Origin of the sequence: Paraburkholderia caballeronis, assembly GCF_900104845.1 — a bacterium.
In the GTDB taxonomy this organism is placed as follows: domain Bacteria; phylum Pseudomonadota; class Gammaproteobacteria; order Burkholderiales; family Burkholderiaceae; genus Paraburkholderia; species Paraburkholderia caballeronis.
The window spans coordinates 1,061,438-1,078,114 of the sequence record NZ_FNSR01000003.1; the positions used below are offsets into that span (position 1 = coordinate 1,061,438).

Consider the following 16,677-nt stretch of genomic DNA (forward strand, 5'->3'; position numbering starts at 1 on the left):
CGCATGTCCTCATCCACCCGCCCCGCCGCGCCGCCGGCCGCCGCACCCGCCGGCGGCTCGACGCTGCCGCTGCTCGCGCTGGCCGTCGGCGCGTTCGGCATCGGCACCACCGAGTTCGCGCCGATGGGCCTGCTGCCGGTCATCGCGAACGGCGTCCACGTATCGATCCCCAGCGCGGGGATGCTCGTCAGCGCGTACGCGATCGGCGTGATGGTCGGCGCGCCGCTGATGACGCTCGCGCTCGCGCGCACGTCGCGCCGCACGGCGCTGGTGCTGCTGATGAGCATCTTCACGATCGGCAACCTGCTGTCCGCGCTCGCGCCGGACTACACGACGCTGCTGCTCGCACGGCTCGTCACGAGCCTGAACCACGGCGCGTTTTTCGGTCTCGGCTCGGTCGTCGCGGCGAGCGTCGTGCCGCGCCACCGCCAGGCAAGCGCGGTCGCGACGATGTTCATGGGCCTCACGATCGCGAACGTCGGCGGCGTGCCGGCGATGACGTGGCTCGGCCAGACGATCGGCTGGCGCATGTCGTTCGTGGCGACCGCCGCGCTCGGCGTCGTCGCAATGATCGGGCTGTGGTCGGCGCTGCCGAAGGGCGAATCGGGCCGCATGCCGGACGTGCGCGGCGAACTCGCGGTGCTCGGCCGCCCGGTCGTGCTGACCGCGCTCGCGACCACCGTGCTCGGCGCGGGCGCGATGTTCACGCTGTACACGTACGTGTCGCCGACGCTCGCGCAGCTCACCGGCGCGTCGCCCGGCTTCGTCACCGCGATGCTGGTGCTGATCGGCGTCGGCTTCTCGATCGGCAACGTCGCGGGCGGGCGGCTCGCGGACCGCTCGCTCGACGGCAGCCTGATCGGCTTCCTCACGCTGCTGATCGTCGTGATGCTCGCGTTCCCGCTGCTCGCGACGAGCCACGTCGGCGCGGCGATCGGCCTGCTCGTATGGGGCGTCGCGACGTTCGCGGTCGTGCCGCCGCTGCAGATGCGCGTGATGCGCGCCGCGCACGAAGCGCCGGGCCTCGCGTCGTCGGTCAACGTCGGCGCGTTCAACCTCGGCAACGCGCTCGGCGCGGCGGCCGGCGGCGCGGCGATCTCGGCCGGGCTCGGCTACAAGGCGGTGCCGATCGCCGGCGCGCTGATCGCGGCCGCGGGCCTCGCGCTGGTGCTGGTCCAGGCCGCTCGGCAGCGCCGCAGCAGCGCCGCACTGTGCTGAAACGGCGCGCCGCTCCTCATTTGCCGCTCATTTCATCGACTCATTCAATACGAGGCAATCACACCATGAACCGCGTTCCTCCATTCGGCGTCGGCACGTTCCGGTTGCAAGGCCAGGTAGTCGTCGACTCCGTGCGCAACGCCATCGAACTCGGCTATCGCGCGATCGACACCGCGCAGATCTACCGCAACGAAGCGGAAGTGGGCGAAGCGATCGCCGCATCGGGCATCGCACGCGACGAGCTGTTCGTCACGACGAAAATCTGGGTCGACAACTACGCGAAGTCGAAGCTGGTGCCGAGCCTGAAGGAAAGTCTCGCGAAGCTGCGCACCGACTACGTGGACCTGACGCTGATCCACTGGCCCGCGCCGGACAACGGCGTGCCGCTCGAAGAATTCGTCGCGGCGCTCGCGGACGCGAAGGCGCAAGGTCTCACGCACGAAATCGGCGTGTCGAACTTCAACATCGAGCAGACGCAACGCGCGATCGCGGTGGCCGGCCAGGGCGAGATCGCGACGAACCAGATCGAGCTGAGCCCGTACCTGCAGAACCGCAAGCTCGCGCGTTTCCTGCAGGACGAGGACATCGCGGTCACGTCGTACATGACGCTCGCGTACGGCAAGGTGCTCGCGGACCCGGTGATCGGCGAGATCGCGCGCCGGCACGACTCGACGCCCGCGCAGGTCGCGCTCGCGTGGGCGATGCAGCTCGGCTACTCGGTGATCCCGTCGTCGACGAAGCGCGAAAACCTCGCGAGCAACCTGCTGGCGCAACAGCTTCGGCTGACCGACGACGACATGGCGCAGATCGCGACGCTCGAACGCAACGGCCGCGAAGTGAGCCCCGCCGGACTCGCGCCGGTCTGGGACTGACGCCGCCCGCGCCGCGATGCTACGCTGACGGCAACCCGGCAGGACCGGCGACGGCGCGTCATGACGCCACCGCCGACGCCGCCGCCGGCCGCCGCTCCACCGCTCAGCGAGGACTCCGATGAACCTGGCCACCGCCCATGCCGTGCTGCGCGCCGACGCGCCGAACTACGTCGTCGATCTGAACGCCGGCAGCCATGCGCTGCAAGGCGACGAAGGCCCGCACGAGGGCGGCGCGAATCGCGGACCGACGCCGTTCGAATTCGTGCTCGCCGGGCTCGCGCAATGCACGGCCGCGACGCTGCGGATGTACATGCAGCGCAAGGCGTGGCCGGCCGGCACGGTATCGGTCGATGTCGAACTGCACGTCGAGCCGGACCGCACGCAGACGATCCGGCGCACGGTATCCGTCGATGCGGCGCTCGACGACAGCCAGTGGACGCGGCTCGCGGAAATCTGCGAAAAGACGCCGGTCACGCTGTTCGTGAAGCGCGGCACGCGGATCGACACGACGATGCGGCGCTAACGCAGCCGCGTGCGTCGCCGGCAACACGACACGCCGTTGTCCACACACGCGTCTCCGCCGTCCGGCGCGACGCCCTCCCTTTTCCCCGTTCGCGGTCCCCGTTGTTGTGCGCTGCACCAGCGCGTGCCGACCGTCCCGGTGCACGGGCGCGTCCGGGCATGCCGCCGTTCCCGCCAAACCCTTGTATTTAAAAGCCTGCTTCAGGCTGGCACGTTTCGCGCATAGGCCCCACCGGTCCTACCGGTAGGAGTGCGCGTCGATGAACACCCCGAATCTCGTCGCCCAGACGTTGCAGCAGCGAATCCTGTCCGGCGCGTATGCGCCCGGCGGCGCGCTGCCGGGTCAGCGCGAACTCGCGATCCAGCTCGGCGTGAGCCGAGGCGCGCTGCGCGAGGCGGTATCGGTGCTGACCGCGCTCGGGCTGCTGCGCTCGGTGCCGGGCAAAGGCATGTTCGTCGCGCCGCACGAAGGACACGCGCGCACGCATCCGCTCGCGAGCCGCGGCGCGGGACAGACGATGCAGTTGCGCTACATCGTCGAGCCGTCGTCGGCCGCGCTCGCCGCGCGCACCGCCGGCACCGGCATCGCGGCCGGCCTGCGCGACCTGCAACGGCACTTCCAGCGCGCATTGCTCGACAACGACCTCGTCGCCGCCGCGAGCAGCGATCTGGCGTTTCATCAGGCGATCGCGGCCGGCTCCGGCAACGACATCATCGTCGCGATCTCGCGCTCGTTCGAGGATCGCATCGGCCACAGCCAGCGTTATCCGCTCGCGAACACGCCGCGCCTGATCGAGGCGTTCGACGAGCACGAGGACATCGTCGCCGCGATCGTCGACGGCGACCCGGCCGCCGCGTGCGCGGCGATGCAGCGCCATCTGCGCCGCGCCGCCGAACGCGCGGGCGTCGCGTTCACGATCCCCTGATCCGCGGCGAACGCGCCCCCGTCGCCCTGATCGGCCCTGATCGGCCCTGATTGCCCCTGATTGCCCCTGATTGCCCCCGTTACGACCACCCACTCGCAGAGGATCCCTACCGGTATGAACTTCACGACCAAAAGCCTGCTCACGCTAAGCGGCGCGCTGATGTTCGGCGCGCTCGCCACTCCGGCTGCATACGCCCAGGAAAAGGTGCTGCGCATCGCGATGACCGCAGGCGACATCCCGCGCACGCTCGGCCAGCCCGACCAGGGTTACGAAGGCAACCGCTTCACCGGCATCACGATGTACGACGGACTCACGCAGTGGGACCTGAGCCACGCGGACAAACCGAGCGAACTGATTCCGGACCTCGCCGTGTCGTGGCAGGTCGATCCGAAGGACCACACGAAATGGGTGTTCAAGCTGCGCCCGAACGTGAAGTTCCATGACGGCTCGCCGTTCAACGCGGACGCGGTCGTCTGGAACGTGAACAAGGTGCTCGACAAGAACGCGCCGAACTACGACCCGAGCCAGGTCGGCGTGACGGCGTCGCGGATGCCGACGCTGCGCTCCGCGCGCAAGATCGACGACCTGACGGTCGAACTGACGACGTCCGAGCCCGATTCGTTCCTGCCGATCAACCTGGCGAACCTGTACATGGCATCGCCGGCGCAATGGCAGAAGAAGCTTGCGGCGGTGCCCGCGTCCGTCACCGATCCGGCCGAGCGCGACAAGCAGGCGTGGATCGCGTTCGCGGCCGACGCGTCCGGCACGGGGCCGTTCAGGATGGCGCGCTTCGTGCCGCGCGAGCGGCTGGAGATGGTGAAGAACACCGACTACTGGGACCCGGCGCGCCGCCCGAAGATCGACCGGGTGGTGCTGCTGCCGCTGCCGGAGGCGAACTCGCGCACGGCCGCGCTGCTGTCGGGCCAGGTGGACTGGATCGAGGCGCCCGCGCCCGACGCGATGCAGACGATAGAGGCGCGCGGCTTCAAGATCTATTCGAACCCGCAGCCGCACGTGTGGCCGTGGCAGGTGTCGTTCCTGCCGGGCTCGCCGTGGCTCGACAAGCGCGTGCGCTACGCGGCGAACCTGTGCGTGAACCGCTCCGCGCTGAAGCAGCTGCTCGGCGGCATGATGAGCGAGGCGACCGGCACGTTCGAGCCGGGCGACCCGTGGCGCGGCAACCCGACGTTCCAGATCAAGTACGACCCGGACGCCGCGCGCAAGCTGATGACGGAAGCCGGCTACTCGGCCGCGAAGCCGCTGAAGGTCAAGGTGCAGATTTCCGCATCGGGCTCGGGCCAGATGCAGCCGCTGCCGATGAACGAGTTCATCCAGCAGAACCTGAAGGCGTGCTACATCGACGTGACGTTCGACGTGGTCGAATGGAACACGCTGTACACGAACTGGCGGCTCGGCGCGAAGGACCCGTCCGCGCACGGCGCGAACGCGACGAACGTGAGCTTCGCGTCGATGGACCCGTTCTTCGCGATGGTCCGCTTCGTCAGCACGGAGGCGTTCCCGCCGGTGTCGAACAACTGGGGCTATTACAGCAACCCGAAGATCGACGCGATGATCAAGGAGGCCCGCACGACGTTCGACCCGAAGCAGCGCGACGTGCTGCTCGCGCAACTGCACGCGGCGATCGTCGACGACGCGCCGTTCGTGTGGATCGCGCACGACACCGGCCCGCGCGCGATCGCGTCGAAGGTGCACGGCGTCGTGCAGCCGAAGAGCTGGTTCATCGACATCGCGACCATGTCGATGTGACCTTCGTTGCAGCAGCGCCGCCCGTGCAGCGCGCGGGCGGCGCGCCCCGGACGACATCATGACCTTCTATCTCCTGCGCCGCGTCGTCTATGCCCTGCCGATCATGCTGGGCGTCGCGTTCCTGTGCTTCATGCTGGTCCACATCGCGCCCGGCGATCCGCTCGTCTCGATCCTGCCGCCCGACGCGTCGGCGGAACTGCAACGGCAGTTGATGGAGCTGTACGGCTTCAACCGGCCGCTGCCGGTGCAGTTCGCAAGCTGGGTGTGGCGCGCGCTGCACGGCGACCTCGGCACGTCGATCGCGACCGGCCGTCCGGTCGCGGGCGAAGTGTTCAAGGCCGTGGGCAACACCGTGCTGATCGCCGCGCTCGCGACGCTGATCGGCTTCGCGATCGGCTCGCTGCTCGGCTTCGTCGCCGGCTACCGCCGCGATACGTGGATCGACCGCATCGCGTCGCTCGTGTCGGTGACCGGCGTGAGCGTGCCGCACTACTGGCTCGGCATGGTGCTGGTGATCGTGTTTTCCGCGCAGCTCGCGTGGCTGCCGGCGACCGGCGCGGGACCGGACGGCTCCAGCGACTGGCATTGGGACTGGGCGCACGTGCAGTACCTGATCCTGCCGGCGGTCACGATGTCGTTCATTCCGATGGGGATCATCGCGCGCACGGTCCGCGCGCTCGTCGCGGAAACGCTGTCGCAGGAATTCATGACCGGGCTGCGCGCGCGCGGCCTCGGCGAAACGTCGCTGCTGCGGCACGTCGTGAAGAACTGCGCGCCGACCGCGCTCGCGGTGATGGGCCTGCAGCTCGGTTATCTGCTCGGCGGCTCGATCCTGATCGAGACGGTGTTCTCGTGGCCCGGCACCGGCTTCCTGCTGAACGCGGCGATCTTCCAGCGCGACCTGCCGCTGTTGCAGGGGACCATCCTGATCCTCGCCTTGTTCTTCGTCGTGCTGAACCTGCTGGTCGACATCCTGCAAACCGTGTTCGATCCGCGCATCGAACGAAGCTGATTCCACCCGGGAGCCGATCCATGACCTCGACCGCCACCGTCTCCACGAACCCCGGCGCAGCGCCGGTCCGCTCGCGCGGCCACCTCGCGAACGTGCTGCGGCGCGTGCTGCGCAACCCGCAGGCGATGCTCGGCGCCGCCGTGATCCTGCTGCTCGTGTTCGTCGCGCTCGCCGCGCCGCTGCTGACGCCGGCCGATCCGTTCGCCGCGTCGATGTTCGACCGGCTCAAGCCGGTCGGCACGCCGGGCCATCTGCTCGGCACCGACGAACTCGGCCGCGACATGCTGTCGAGGCTGATCCTCGGCGCGCGGCTGTCGCTGTTCATGGGCGTGACGCCGGTGCTGCTCGCGTTCGCGATCGGCGGCGCGATCGGCATCGCGGCCGGTTATGCGGGCGGCGTCGTGAACGCGGCGGTGATGCGCACGATCGACGTGTTCTACGCGTTCCCGTCGGTGCTGCTCGCGATCGCGCTGTCCGGCGCGCTCGGCACCGGCATCGGCAACGCGCTGGTGTCGCTGACCGTGGTGTTCGTGCCGCAGATCGCGCGGATCGCGGAAAGCGTGACGACCCAGGTGCGGCGCAGCGACTACGTGGACGCCGCGCGCGCGTCCGGCGCGGGGGCGTTCACGATCGTCCGCGCGCACGTGCTCGGCAACGTGATCGGCCCGATCTTCGTGTTCTCGACGAGCCTCATCTCGGTGTCGATGATCCTCGCGTCCGGGCTGTCGTTCCTCGGCCTCGGCGTCACGCCGCCGAACCCCGAGTGGGGCTTGATGCTGAACACGCTGCGCACCGCGATCTACATCCAGCCGATGCTCGCCGCGCTGCCCGGCCTCTTCATCTTCGCGACGTCGATCGCGTTCAACGTGCTGTCCGACGGCCTGCGCGCCGCGATGGAGATCCGCTGATGACCCGCCTGTTCCAGACGATTCCCGATGTCGGCGGCCCCGCGCAGCCGCTGTTGAGCGTGCGCCGGCTCGTCAAGCACTTCCCGCTCGGCCAGCGCGGGCTGCCGTTCGTCGGCCGCGCGCGGCACGCGGTGCACGCGGTCGACGGCGTGTCGTTCGACATCCAGAAGGGCGAGACGCTCGGCGTGGTCGGCGAGTCCGGCTGCGGCAAGTCGACGACCGCGCGCCTGCTGATGCAACTGCTCGCGCAGGACAGCGGCGAGCTGGTATTCGACGGCCAGACGGTCGGCTCGCGCGAGCTGCCGCTGCGCGAATTCCGCCGCCAGGTGCAGATGGTGTTCCAGGACAGCTTCTCGTCGCTGAACCCGCGGATGACGATCGAGGATTCGATCGCGTTCGGCGCGACCGTGCACGGCGTGCCGGCGAAACAGGCGATCGCGCGCGGCCGCGACCTGCTCGCGCGCGTCGGCCTCGATCCCGTGCGTTTCGCGGGCCGTTATCCGCACGAACTGTCGGGCGGCCAGCGGCAGCGCGTGAACATCGCGCGCGCGCTCGCGCTGGAGCCGCGCCTCGTGATCCTCGACGAAGCGGTATCCGCGCTCGACAAGTCCGTCGAGGCGCAGGTGCTGAACCTGCTCGCGGACCTGAAGGCCGATTTCGGCCTCACCTACGTGTTCATCTCGCACGACCTGAACGTCGTGCGCTACATGTCGGATCGCGTCGTCGTGATGTATCTCGGCGAAGTCGTCGAGGTCGGCAGCGCGGAGTCGGTGTTCGACGCGCCGCGCCATCCGTACACGCGCGCGCTGCTGCAATCGATGCCGAGCGTCGATCCGCTGCATCGCACGACGGTCGCGCCGCTGTCCGGCGATCCGCCGAATCCGGTCGATCCGCCCACCGGCTGCCGCTTCCACACGCGTTGCCCGCAGGCGCGCGAGGTCTGCGGCAAGCGCGCGCCGCTCAGCACGAAGGTAAACGGCGGAACGGTCCGCTGCCTCGCGTGGGAACACGCGAGCGGTTATGCGCCCGAGGCGGAGGAGACCACGGCATGAGCGGCAACGAAACACGTGCGGTCAGCCTGCGCAACCTGACCGTCCGCTTCGAGCGCAACGGGCGCACCGTGCATGCGGTGAACGGCGTCGATCTCGACGTCGCGCGCGGCGAAGTGGTCGCGCTGCTCGGCGAATCCGGCTCCGGCAAAAGCGTGACGCTGCGCTCGATCATGCGGCTGCATCCACCGAAGACGACGCGCATCGACGGCGCGATCGACATCGACGGCCGCGACGTGCTCGCGATGAACGACGCGGCGCTTGCCGCGCTGCGCGGCAAGGTCGTGTCGATGGTGTTCCAGGAACCGCTGCTCGCGCTCGATCCGGTCTATACGCTCGGCGCGCAGATCGTCGAGATGATCCGCCGCCATCTGCGCGTGCCGAAGGCCGAAGCGCGCCGGCGCGCGCTCGCGCTGTTCGAGACGGTGCGCATTCCGAGCCCCGAGCGGCGGCTCGACGCGTATCCGCACGAGATGTCCGGCGGCATGCGCCAGCGCGCGATGATCGCGCTCGCGCTGTCGTGCGACCCGCAGGTGCTGCTCGCGGACGAGCCGACCACCGCGCTCGACGCGACCGTGCAGATCCAGATCCTGCTGTTGCTGCGCGAACTGCAACAGGAACTGAAGCTGTCGATCGTGTTCGTCACGCACGACATCGGCGCGGCGACCGAAGTCGCGGACCGCATCGCGGTGATGTACGCGGGCCGCATCGTCGAACAGGGGCCGGCCGCGGCACTGCTGACGCGGCCGCGCCATCCGTACACGATCGCGCTGCTCGCCGGCCGCGCGCACGGCGCGATGCGCAAGGGCGAACGGCTCGCGACGATCCCCGGCGCGCCGCCGGACCTCGCCGCGCTGCCGCCCGGCTGCGCGTTCGCGCCGCGCTGCCCGCACGCGGCCGAACGCTGCCTCGACACCCAGCCCGACGCGCGCGTCGTCGGCGCGGACCACACCGCACGCTGCCTGCGCGTCGACGAAATCGGCGCGCCCGTCCCCATCGAACCCGCCTCCACTCACTGACCGCCCATGAATGCTCCGCTCCCCGCGCCGCTGCCCCGCTCCGCTTGTCGCGCGTTCGTCCCGTATCCGGACGCGGCCGTGCCGAACGCCCCGCAAGGCCCGCTCGCCGGGCTTACGTTCGGCGTGAAGGACATCTTCGACGTGGCCGGTTATCCGACCGGCTGCGGCAACCCGCACATGCTCGCGCTGTCCGGCATCAAGACAGCGCACGCGCCGGTCGTCGCCGCGCTGCTCGCCGCGGGCGCGGTCTTCGCCGGCAAGACGTACACCGAGGAACTCGCGTTTTCGATGACCGGCAAGAACGCGCATTTCGGCACGCCGGTCAACGGCGCGGCGCCGGACCGCGTGTGCGGCGGATCGAGTTCGGGCTCGGCGTCGGCGGTATCGAACGGGCTGTGCGACTTCGCGCTCGGCACCGATACCGGCGGCTCGGTGCGCGCGCCCGCGAGCCACTGCGGGCTGCTCGGGCTGCGGCCGACTCACGCGCGGATCAGCCTCGACGGCTGCATGCCGCTGTCGCCCGGCTTCGACACGTGCGGCTGGTTCGCGCGCGACATCGACACGTTCGCGCGCGTCGGCGACGTGCTGCTCGGCCCCGACACGACGACGCTCGCCGCGAAACCCGACGTGATCCTGCCCGCCGAAGTGTTCGCGGAACTGGAGCCGCCGGTCGCCGCCGCGTTCGCCGCGACGCTCGACCGGGTGGCGGCCCGCTTCGGCACGGTCACGCAACAGCCCGTGATGACGCCGTCCACCGACGCGCTTTACTGGGCGTTCCGCCATCTGCAGGGCTACCAGGCATGGCAAAGCCTCGGCGCGATCATCGACGAGCACGATCTTCAGTTGGGACCGGGCGTGAAGGAGCGTTTCGCGTGGTCGCGCCACGTCACCGAAGAACAGAACGAGACCGACGAACGCGTACGCGCGGCATTTCGCCACGAACTGCTGACCCGGCTCGGCACCAACGGCATCATTGCGATGCCGACGATGCCGGGCGTCGCGCCGCGCGTGTCCGACACCGACGACGCGCTCGACGCATATCGCAACCGCGCGATCCGGATGCTGTGCATCGCCGGGCTGTCCGGCTGCCCGCAGTTGTCGCTGCCGCTGATGCGCATCGACGGCGTGCCGCTCGGCTTCTCGCTCGTCGGGCCGCCGGGCAGCGACCGCGCGCTGCTCGACCTCGGGCGCGCATTGATGGATTGAACGTTTTCGGAGAGCAATCATGAACCGCAAACAGGCCGTGCCGACCTTGCAACTGGACAACGACCGCACGGTCGTCACCGAATGGCGCTTCGAGCCGGGAGCGGAAACCGGCTGGCACGTGCACGGGCACGACTATGTGATCGTGCCGATGACCGACGGCGAACTGTCGATCGAGACCAGCAGCGGCACCCGCACGTCGCGCCTGACGGCCGGCAGGAGCTACTCGGGCTCGAAAGGCGTCGAGCACAACGTCGTGAACGCGGGCGGCGAGCCGGTCGTGTTCGTCGAGATCGAAATCCTGTAGGCCGGCGGCGGGCGCGGCGCGCGTATAGAATCGCCGCATGAGCCCGCGCCCCGACGACCCGCCCGCTGTCGACACCGAACTGCCGCTGCGCACGCCGAGCGTCGCGTCGCGCTCGATGGCCGCCGCGATCGCGGTGGTCGCGTGGATCGCGTTCGGCGCGCAGACGAACGTGACGGTCCACCGGCTGCTGATGCGCGGCTTCGGCGTCGTCGAGGGCGTCGAGCGGCTGACCAGCTACCTGACCAACCTGACCGTGCTCGCGGTGGCGATCGGCTTCACCTGCATCGCGATGCGCGCGCGCTCGCGGCCCGGCCGCTTCTTCCGCCATCCGCCGGTCGTCACCGCGATCGTCGTGTACATCGTGTTCGTCGGCATCGCGTACAACGCGCTGCTGCGTTATCTGTGGACGCCGTCCGGCCTGCGCGCGCTGCTGAACGAGACGCTGCACACGGTCCTGCCGCTGCTGTGCACGCTGTACTGGCTGCTGTTCGTGCCGCGCTTCCGGCTCGTGCTGCGCGACTGCCTGCTGTGGCTCGTTTATCCGCTGTGTTATCTGTTCGTCACGCTGTGGCGCGGCAGTACCACCGACTTCTATCCGTATCCGTTCATCGACGTCGACCGGCTCGGTTATGCGCACGTGCTCGTCAATGCGCTGTTGCTGCTGCTCGGCTTCGTCGTGCTGATGTCGATCTTCGTGGCGATCAACGCGCGGCGGCCGCAGCCGCCCGCCGGCGAAGAGGCCTGAGCCGACGCCATATCACTTCCAACCGGGAACCCCCTCCATGCCGATTCGCATGAGCGGCCTGTGCGCCGCGCTGCTGCTTGCCGCGTTCGCTTCCGCCTGCACCTCCTCATCCACGCCGCCGGCACCGCGCGCGGAGACGAACGCGCCCGCGCCGGCCGGCTTCGCGCAGACCGCCGATGCCGCGCACGGACGGCCGGTGAAGGTGATGATCGTGTCGATGTTCGCGCCGGAAGCGAAGGTGTGGCTCGACCGCCTCGGGCCATGGGACGAGATCCGCGTGGCCGGCCTGCCACCCGACTATCCGGTCGTGCATTGCAACCGCGACGACGTCTGCGTGATGACGACCGGCATGGGCCACGCGAACGCCGCTGCTTCGACCATGGCGGTCGCGTTCGCGCCGCAGTTCGATCTGCGGCGCACGTACTTCGTGATCGCGGGCATTGCGGGAGTGAATCCGCGCGTCGGCACGCTCGGTTCGGCCGCGTGGTCGAAGTACCTGGTGGACTTCGGCATCCAGTGGGAAATCGACGCACGCGAGAAGCCGCGCGGCTGGCGCTCCGGTTATCTCGGCATCAACACGAAAGGCCCGGCGGACAAGCCGCCGCTCGACTATCGGACCGAGGTGTTCACACTGAACGCAACGCTTGCCGGCGCCGCGTATGCGCTGTCACGCGACGCGGCGCTCGCGGACAGCGCCGAGGCAAAAACCGCGCGCGCGAAGTACCGCTACGCGCCGGCGAACCAGCCGCCCGCGGTGCTCGAATGCGATTCGGTCGCGAGCGACACGTGGTGGTCGGGCACCGCGCTCGGCGAACGCGCGGCCGAATGGACGCAGCAACTGACCGACGGCCACGGCGTGTACTGCATGACGCAGCAGGAGGACAACGCGACGTACGAGGCGCTGACACGCGCGGCGAATGCGCAGCGCGTCGATCTCGCGCGCGTCGCGGTATTGCGCACCGGCTCGGACTTCGACCGGCCGTATCGCGGGCAGCCGGCGGCGGACAATCTGCTGCATTACGCGGATCAGGGCGGTTTTGCGCCGGCCGTCGAGAATCTGTATCGCGCGGGCGATCCGCTCGTGCGGGACGTCGTCGCGCACTGGAGCGAGTGGCAGGCGGGCGTGCCGCAGCGTTAGGACTTGCGGCGACGCGCGCGGCGCACCGATGCGCGCCGATACGCCCATCGCCGCGCTACGAATGCACCGCGATCACCGCCTCGATCTCGACGGTGATGTTCCCCGGCAGCGAGCCAACGCCGACCGCGGAGCGCGCATGACGCCCGGCGTCGCCGAGAATGTCGACGAACAGGTCGGAGCAGCCGTTGATCACCTGCGAATGCGCGGTGAAGTCGTGCACCGCGTTGACCATGCCGAACAGCTTCACGACCCGCTTCACGCGGGACAGGTCGCCGAGTTCGTGATGCAGCACGGACAGCAGGTTCAGGCCGACGCATTGCGCGTGCCGGTACGCCTCTTCGGTCGACACGGTGCCGCCGACCTTGCCCTTCAGCAACTGGCCGCGCTCGTCGAGCGGCCCCTGGCCCGACAGGAACACGAGACTGCCCTCGCGCACGCAATGCTGGAAGTTGCCGATCGCGGTCGGCACCGGCTGGAGGATCAGCCCGCGCGCGCGCAGGCGTTCATAACAACGGGTGGAATTCGGGAACGTCATGTCGATGAGAAGCGAACGGATTCGGACGTGTCGTTCATGCGCCGGCGCGCCAGCCGAGCCGGTCTTCGATGCGCGCCGCCGCGTCGCGCACCGCTGCGGAATAGCGGTCGATGCCCTGCTTCGCCTTGTTTTCCGGCATCACGATCGAGATGGTGATGACGCATTCGCCACCCACGTTGCACACCGGCGACGCGAGACACGCAACCGATGCTTCAGACTCGCCGATCTGCAGCGCGAAGCGCGCCGCGAACGACTCCTGCGCGATGCGCGACAGCACGTCCGGCCGCGTTTCGGCGAGGCCGGTCGGCGACGGCTGGCCGTAGCGGCGAAAGAAGTCCTCGCGCTCGCCGTCGTCGAGATGGCCGACCAGCAGCCGGCCCGACGCGGCCCAGTTGATCGGCACGCGCGAGCCGACGCGCGACGTCACGCGAAAATGCCCCGGCCCTTCGGCCATCTGCAGCACGATCATCATGCCGTCCTCGCGGCCGCAGATCTGCACGGTCTCCTCGACGTCGGCGGACAGCCGCTGCATTTCCTCGGCCGCGATCGCGAGATAGTCGAGCGAGTGCGCATACGTGAGGCCGTACCGGTACAGGCGCGGGCCGAACCAGATCGTGCCGTCGGCGGCGCGGGTCAGCAGCGACTTGTCGACGAGATCGTTGATGATCGTGTACATCGTCGAGGCCGGCGCACCCGCCGTCTGCGCGATTTCATAGGCGGTCATCGGCCGGTTCGCGTGCTGGAGTCCGTCGAGAATCTGCAGCACGCGGTCGATCGCGCCGGTGCGCGAGCGCGGCGCGTTCGCCGCCTCGTCCTTCGGCGGCGCGGCCGGTTGCGTTTGGTGATCGGTGTTGCCGGGCGTTCCGGTGTTCCTGCTACGAGCCATCCTTTCCCCAACATTGCCGGCAGCCGGCTTTTTGAGCGTTTGACGTCCCTGCATTATATGCCTATATTATTCCGCTATGAAGTATTTTATTCCTTTATTGCGGAATCCTTAGCAGGGAAAGCGACATGGCGACGATGGACATCCGGTCTCGATACGCACTGCGCCCCGTCATCAACGTGTCGGGAACGATGACCAGCCTCGGCGCATCGATGGCGGTCGCGCCGGCCGTCGATGCGGTGGCCGAAATCCTGCCGCAGTTCGTCGAGATCGACGACCTGCAGCGCCGCGCATCGGCCGCGATTGCCGCCGCGTGCGGCAGCGAGGCGGGTTACGTGACCGCGTCATGCTCCGCGGCGATCACGCTGACGATCGCCGCGACGATGACGGGCGACGACCTCGGCCTGATCGAACGGCTGCCCGACACGCGCGGGCTGAAGAACGAAGTCGTCGTGCAGACCGGCCACCTCGTCAACTACGGCGCGCCGCTCGACCAGGCCATCCGCCTGTCCGGCGCGAAAGTCGTGCCGGTCGGCGCGGCCACCGAGGCGCACGGCTACCAGCTCGCCGCCGCGATCAACGACGCGACGGCCGCCGCGCTGTTCGTCGTGTCGCATCACACGCAGCAGTATGGCATGGTCCCGTTCGAGGAATTCGTCGCGGTCGCGCACGACAAGGGCGTGCCGGTGATCGTCGATGCGGCGTCCGAATACGATCTCACCAGCTTCATCCGGCGCGGCGCGGACATCGTGCTCTATTCCGCGCACAAGTTCCTCGGCGGCCCGACCGCGGGCATCGTCGCCGGGCGCAAGCCGCTGGTGCGCGCCGCGTGGCTGCAGAACGGCGGCATCGGCCGCGGCTTCAAGGTCGGCAAGGAAGGCATCGCCGGCGCGATCGCCGCGCTGCACGCCTGGGCGACCCGCGACCACGCCGCGGTGCGCGCGCGCGAACGCGGTTATCTCGATCTGTGGCTCGCGACGCTGAACACGTTCAACGGCATTCGCGCGTCGATCGACCCGGACCCGACCGGCAATCCGCTCGACCGGCTGAAGGTGCACGTCGATGCGGGCGCCGCGCGCATCACCGCATGGGATCTGGTCGATGCGCTCGCGAATCCGCGCAACGGCGAACGCCCGGTGATCGCGCGCGACCACGAAGTCGAACAGCACTTCTTTTTCCTCGATCCGTGCAACCTCAAGCCGGGCGAAGAAGCGGTCGTGATGGAACGGCTCGTCGCCGAACTGACCGACGCGCGCCACGCGGATACGCCCCGCGTGACGCCGTTCGCGACGCGCGACGCGCGCCGCACCGCTTCGCGCCTGCGCTGGCCCGACTGAAGCGCGCCGGCCGCTCGCACCGCCCGCCGCTCCGTTCGAGACCCGCGCAGGGCCGTTCGCGGATGCGCCGCCGGTTCGATGACGCATCCGCTTCATGCCGCGCTCAGAACTTGTGACGCAGACCGGCGACCGCCGCGAACTGCCCCGCGTTGCTCGACGCCTGGCCGATCCCTTCGATCCACGCGTTCGCACCCGACGCGCGCTGATAGATGCCGTTCAGGTAGAGGTCGGTGGTCTTCGACAGGAAGTATTCGCCGCCGACCGCGAGCTGGTTGTAGTGCGCGTTCGTCGCGGCCGCTTCGGAGCTGCGCTGGGTCGTGTAGATGTAGCCGACCGTCAGCAGCGTCGCCGGCGTCAGCTGGTAACGCACGCTCGCTTCGTAGTTCGCGAAGCGCAGGCTGCCGCCCGCGATGATGTCGAACGTCGAGTTCGTGTACAGCAGCGCGAGCGTCGCCGGCCCGATCGCATACGTGCCGCCGAGGCCCCAGACCTGGTTGCGCGACACGTTGCTGATGATCGACGACGACAGCGAATAATAGTTATCCGAAGGAGCCGCGCCGGTGGTGTTCGTCGCCGGGCTGTTCACGAGCGAGTACGCCGCGTCGAGGCGCAGCGGGCCGTTCGCGTAGTCCGCGCCGACGCTCCATGCGCGGTTGTTCGCGAATTCGCCGGCCGTGTTCGAGAACGCGTACATCGCGTTCGCGGTGAAGCCCGAGATCGTCGGTGTCGTGTACTTGAGGCCGTTGTTCGTGCGATAGGTGTTGTTCAGGTCGTCGTTGTCGAACACCGCGTTCGCGTATTGCGACAGCGCGCCGACGCCGTTCGTCTGCTCCTGCCACAGGAAGTCCTGCACGCTGTTGTACTGGCGGCCGAGCGTCACCGTCCCCCAGCGGTTGTTGCCGAGCGCGACCCACGCGCTGCGGCCGAACATCCGGCCCGCCTGGCCCGCCGCGCCCGATTCGAGCGAGAAGCCGTTTTCGAGCCGGAAGGTGGCCTTCGTGCCGCCGCCGAGGTCCTCGGTGCCGAGCAGGCCCCAGCGCGAGCCCTGCACGTTGCCCTGGGTCGCCTGGTACGCGGAGTTGCCTTTCTGGTTGTTCGTGTAGGTGAAGCCGGCGTCGACGACGCCGTACAGCGTGACGTTGCTCTGCGCGTGAGCGGCGCCAGCGCAAACCCCTGCGACCGCGGCGGACATGATGCTGCGGACGATGTGCTTGTTCATTGTGGTTTCCTTGAGTC

General features: G+C 69.1%; 17 protein-coding genes. 14 read left to right on the plus strand and 3 right to left on the minus strand.

The window, feature by feature from the left end; translation table 11 throughout:
- The first annotated feature begins 3 nt into the window (after nucleotides 1-3).
- The 13 genes from BLV92_RS31170 (at nucleotide 4) to BLV92_RS31230 (ending at nucleotide 12,686) form a co-directional block, all read left to right on the plus strand.
- Entirely contained in the window at nucleotides 4-1,218 is a 1,215-nt protein-coding gene (locus tag BLV92_RS31170) for an MFS transporter (protein WP_090553058.1), read from the plus strand.
- Nucleotides 1,219-1,283: 65 nt separating this feature from the next.
- Nucleotides 1,284-2,090, plus strand: a complete 807-nt coding sequence (gene dkgB / locus BLV92_RS31175; RefSeq protein WP_090553059.1) for a 2,5-didehydrogluconate reductase DkgB — start codon at nucleotides 1,284-1,286, stop codon at nucleotides 2,088-2,090.
- A 118-nt stretch (nucleotides 2,091-2,208) separates the two neighbouring features.
- Nucleotides 2,209-2,613 carry an OsmC family protein gene (locus BLV92_RS31180; protein WP_090553061.1) on the plus strand — a complete coding sequence of 135 codons (405 nt, stop codon included), beginning with the start codon at nucleotides 2,209-2,211 and terminating at the stop codon, nucleotides 2,611-2,613.
- A gap of 259 nt (nucleotides 2,614-2,872) precedes the next feature.
- The gene (locus BLV92_RS31185) at nucleotides 2,873-3,538 is read left to right on the plus strand and encodes a FadR/GntR family transcriptional regulator (RefSeq protein WP_090553062.1); all 666 of its coding nucleotides are present in this window, start codon (nucleotides 2,873-2,875) and stop codon (nucleotides 3,536-3,538) included.
- Nucleotides 3,539-3,652: 114 nt separating this feature from the next.
- The gene (locus BLV92_RS31190) at nucleotides 3,653-5,305 is read left to right on the plus strand and encodes an ABC transporter substrate-binding protein (protein ID WP_090553064.1); all 1,653 of its coding nucleotides are present in this window, start codon (nucleotides 3,653-3,655) and stop codon (nucleotides 5,303-5,305) included.
- A gap of 58 nt (nucleotides 5,306-5,363) precedes the next feature.
- Nucleotides 5,364-6,317, plus strand: coding sequence for an ABC transporter permease (locus BLV92_RS31195; RefSeq protein ID WP_090553065.1), 954 nt, complete (start codon nucleotides 5,364-5,366; stop codon nucleotides 6,315-6,317).
- A gap of 20 nt (nucleotides 6,318-6,337) precedes the next feature.
- A complete protein-coding gene (locus BLV92_RS31200; protein WP_090553067.1) occupies nucleotides 6,338-7,225 on the plus strand; it encodes an ABC transporter permease in 888 nt (295 codons plus the stop codon).
- Nucleotides 7,225-8,277 carry an ABC transporter ATP-binding protein gene (locus tag BLV92_RS31205; RefSeq protein ID WP_090553068.1) on the plus strand — a complete coding sequence of 351 codons (1,053 nt, stop codon included), beginning with the start codon at nucleotides 7,225-7,227 and terminating at the stop codon, nucleotides 8,275-8,277. The genes BLV92_RS31200 and BLV92_RS31205 overlap by 1 nt, the downstream gene beginning before the upstream one ends.
- Entirely contained in the window at nucleotides 8,274-9,293 is a 1,020-nt protein-coding gene (locus BLV92_RS31210; RefSeq protein WP_090553070.1) for an ABC transporter ATP-binding protein, read from the plus strand. Before BLV92_RS31205 ends, BLV92_RS31210 begins: the two co-directional genes overlap by 4 nt.
- Before the next feature lie 6 nt (nucleotides 9,294-9,299).
- The gene (locus tag BLV92_RS31215; RefSeq protein WP_090553071.1) at nucleotides 9,300-10,499 is read left to right on the plus strand and encodes an amidase; all 1,200 of its coding nucleotides are present in this window, start codon (nucleotides 9,300-9,302) and stop codon (nucleotides 10,497-10,499) included.
- Between the two features lie 19 nt (nucleotides 10,500-10,518).
- On the plus strand, nucleotides 10,519-10,803 hold the full coding sequence (locus BLV92_RS31220; protein ID WP_090553073.1) for a cupin domain-containing protein: 285 nt from the start codon (nucleotides 10,519-10,521) through the stop codon (nucleotides 10,801-10,803).
- A 37-nt stretch (nucleotides 10,804-10,840) separates the two neighbouring features.
- On the plus strand, nucleotides 10,841-11,548 hold the full coding sequence (locus BLV92_RS31225) for a Pr6Pr family membrane protein (RefSeq protein WP_090553075.1): 708 nt from the start codon (nucleotides 10,841-10,843) through the stop codon (nucleotides 11,546-11,548).
- A 37-nt stretch (nucleotides 11,549-11,585) separates the two neighbouring features.
- Entirely contained in the window at nucleotides 11,586-12,686 is a 1,101-nt protein-coding gene (locus BLV92_RS31230) for a purine-nucleoside phosphorylase (RefSeq protein WP_244283990.1), read from the plus strand.
- 55 nt (nucleotides 12,687-12,741) lie between these two features.
- Here BLV92_RS31230 and BLV92_RS31235 read toward each other — a convergent pair whose 3' ends face one another.
- Nucleotides 12,742-13,221, minus strand: a complete 480-nt coding sequence (locus BLV92_RS31235) for a RidA family protein (protein ID WP_090553078.1) — start codon at nucleotides 13,219-13,221, stop codon at nucleotides 12,742-12,744.
- Nucleotides 13,222-13,255: 34 nt separating this feature from the next.
- On the minus strand, nucleotides 13,256-14,107 hold the full coding sequence (locus tag BLV92_RS31240; protein ID WP_090553079.1) for an IclR family transcriptional regulator: 852 nt from the start codon (nucleotides 14,105-14,107) through the stop codon (nucleotides 13,256-13,258).
- A 125-nt stretch (nucleotides 14,108-14,232) separates the two neighbouring features.
- Between BLV92_RS31240 and BLV92_RS31245 the strand changes: the two genes are divergently transcribed.
- A complete protein-coding gene (locus BLV92_RS31245; RefSeq protein ID WP_244283991.1) occupies nucleotides 14,233-15,441 on the plus strand; it encodes an aminotransferase class V-fold PLP-dependent enzyme in 1,209 nt (402 codons plus the stop codon).
- Nucleotides 15,442-15,544: 103 nt separating this feature from the next.
- Here the strand turns inward: BLV92_RS31245 and BLV92_RS31250 are convergent, their stop codons facing one another.
- Nucleotides 15,545-16,660: a porin gene (locus BLV92_RS31250; RefSeq protein ID WP_090553081.1), complete on the minus strand. Its 1,116-nt coding sequence runs from the start codon at nucleotides 16,658-16,660 to the stop codon at nucleotides 15,545-15,547.
- Between the last annotated feature and the right edge of the window lie 17 nt (nucleotides 16,661-16,677).

What these genes read in the sequence shown, in the direction of transcription:
- BLV92_RS31240 (WP_090553079.1), bottom strand. Translation starts at nt 14,107, where the DNA reads ATGGCTCGTAGCAGGAACACCGGAACGCCCGGCAACACCGATCACCAA.
- BLV92_RS31200 (WP_090553067.1), top strand. Translation starts at nt 6,338, where the DNA reads ATGACCTCGACCGCCACCGTCTCCACGAACCCCGGCGCAGCGCCGGTC.
- BLV92_RS31235 (WP_090553078.1), bottom strand. Translation starts at nt 13,221, where the DNA reads ATGACGTTCCCGAATTCCACCCGTTGTTATGAACGCCTGCGCGCGCGC.
- BLV92_RS31180 (WP_090553061.1), top strand. Translation starts at nt 2,209, where the DNA reads ATGAACCTGGCCACCGCCCATGCCGTGCTGCGCGCCGACGCGCCGAAC.
- BLV92_RS31220 (WP_090553073.1), top strand. Translation starts at nt 10,519, where the DNA reads ATGAACCGCAAACAGGCCGTGCCGACCTTGCAACTGGACAACGACCGC.
- BLV92_RS31170 (WP_090553058.1), top strand. Translation starts at nt 4, where the DNA reads ATGTCCTCATCCACCCGCCCCGCCGCGCCGCCGGCCGCCGCACCCGCC.
- BLV92_RS31245 (WP_244283991.1), top strand. Translation starts at nt 14,233, where the DNA reads ATGGCGACGATGGACATCCGGTCTCGATACGCACTGCGCCCCGTCATC.
- BLV92_RS31230 (WP_244283990.1), top strand. Translation starts at nt 11,586, where the DNA reads ATGCCGATTCGCATGAGCGGCCTGTGCGCCGCGCTGCTGCTTGCCGCG.
- BLV92_RS31195 (WP_090553065.1), top strand. Translation starts at nt 5,364, where the DNA reads ATGACCTTCTATCTCCTGCGCCGCGTCGTCTATGCCCTGCCGATCATG.
- dkgB (WP_090553059.1), top strand. Translation starts at nt 1,284, where the DNA reads ATGAACCGCGTTCCTCCATTCGGCGTCGGCACGTTCCGGTTGCAAGGC.
- BLV92_RS31225 (WP_090553075.1), top strand. Translation starts at nt 10,841, where the DNA reads ATGAGCCCGCGCCCCGACGACCCGCCCGCTGTCGACACCGAACTGCCG.
- BLV92_RS31215 (WP_090553071.1), top strand. Translation starts at nt 9,300, where the DNA reads ATGAATGCTCCGCTCCCCGCGCCGCTGCCCCGCTCCGCTTGTCGCGCG.
- BLV92_RS31250 (WP_090553081.1), bottom strand. Translation starts at nt 16,660, where the DNA reads ATGAACAAGCACATCGTCCGCAGCATCATGTCCGCCGCGGTCGCAGGG.
- BLV92_RS31205 (WP_090553068.1), top strand. Translation starts at nt 7,225, where the DNA reads ATGACCCGCCTGTTCCAGACGATTCCCGATGTCGGCGGCCCCGCGCAG.
- BLV92_RS31185 (WP_090553062.1), top strand. Translation starts at nt 2,873, where the DNA reads ATGAACACCCCGAATCTCGTCGCCCAGACGTTGCAGCAGCGAATCCTG.
- BLV92_RS31210 (WP_090553070.1), top strand. Translation starts at nt 8,274, where the DNA reads ATGAGCGGCAACGAAACACGTGCGGTCAGCCTGCGCAACCTGACCGTC.
- BLV92_RS31190 (WP_090553064.1), top strand. Translation starts at nt 3,653, where the DNA reads ATGAACTTCACGACCAAAAGCCTGCTCACGCTAAGCGGCGCGCTGATG.